General features: G+C 74.4%; 1 protein-coding gene. It reads right to left on the reverse strand.

Annotated features, from left to right (window positions below):
• Positions 1-142: 142 nt before the first annotated feature.
• The coding region (locus H5J33_RS35270) for a ferric reductase-like transmembrane domain-containing protein (RefSeq protein ID WP_181798719.1) at positions 143-1,395 on the reverse strand (1,253 nt) is incomplete at its 5' end.

The following is a 1,395-nucleotide window of genomic DNA, read 5'->3' on the forward strand; positions in this document are numbered from 1 at the left end:
GCGGCGCCCGCGGCCGGAGCGACGTCCGGATCCGACGCCGGTTTCAGGGACAGCAGCAGGACGACACCGGAGACGGTCGCGGCGGCGGCCAGCACGGTCCGCCGTACGGGGTGGTTCTTCCTCATCGCTCTCGCGGCTCCGCTCACATCTCGAACGACTCGTGGTGGATACGGCGGGCGGGAACCCCCGCCTCGCGCAGGGCCTCGTACACCGACCGGGCGAACCCGGGCGGACCGCACAGGAAGACGTCGTGCCGGTCGAGGTCCGGGATCCTCCGCCGCAGGCTGTGCGCGGAGATGTCCGGGCGCTCGCCGCCGGGGCTGTTCACCGCGTACATCAGCCGGGCGCCCCGCTCCTTCGCGATCGCCGCCAGTTCGTCCCACAGCGCCAGGTCCCGGGTGGTGCCGGCCCGGTACAGCAGGGTGAGGTCCCCGGCGGCCCCCGGCAGCGTCTCGAACAGGGCGCGCATCGGCGTGATGCCCACCCCGCCCGCGACCAGCAGCACCTTGCCCCGGCTGCGGCGCCGCGCGGTCAGGGCGCCGTACGGGCCCTCCGCCCACACCCGGGTGCCGGGCGCCAGCTGCCGCAGCCGGGCGCTGTGGTCGCCGTTCGCCTTCACCGTGATCCGCAGGGTGTCCGGGCGCGGCGCGGCCGACAGCGAGTACGGGTGCGAGCTGAAGCGCAGTCGCGGGGCGAGGAACCGCCAGCGGAAGAACTGGCCCGCCTCCGCGCCCATCCGGTGCAGCCGGTGCCCGCCGATCAGCACCGACACGATGCCGGGCGCCTCCTCGACGACCGCCGTCACGCGCAGCCGGTGCCGCAGGTTCAGCCGGACCGGGGTGAGGACGCGGTACCAGACCACCAGCGCGGTGACCGTGCCGTACAGGCCGTACCAGAAGGTCCCGGCGGCGGGCTCCACCGCGAAGTCGTTGCCGGTGGAGATCTGGTGCCAGAACGTCAGGAACACCGCCGCGTAGGTGAGCAGGTGGAGGTGGTACCAGGCGTCGTACGGCAGCCGGCGGCGGACCGGGCCGATCGACGTCAGCCCGATGACCACGAACAGACCCGTGCCGCCGGCGGCCTTGCCCAGGTCCGGGAGCCGGCCGACGGAGTCGGCGGTCTGCCGCACGATGTCCCCGAGCGACCCGCCGGCCTGACGCGTGTACCCCCACATGGTGAGGAAGACGTGCGCCACGACCAGGGACAGCGTGTACCGGCCCGTCATCGCGTGCCGGCGGGCCACCCGGTCGGAGCCGACCCGCCGCTCCAGCGCCGGTACGCGCGCCATCTGGAGCACGACGAGCGCCGTCAGATAGCCGGCCAGCAGGCCGGTGATCCGGCCCGCGCCCAGGATCCGGCCGGTGTCGTCGGCGATGGCGGGCGTGGTGTGCCACC

Source organism: Streptomyces sp. WELS2 (genome assembly GCF_013870595.1).
Taxonomy (GTDB): domain Bacteria; phylum Actinomycetota; class Actinomycetes; order Streptomycetales; family Streptomycetaceae; genus Streptomyces.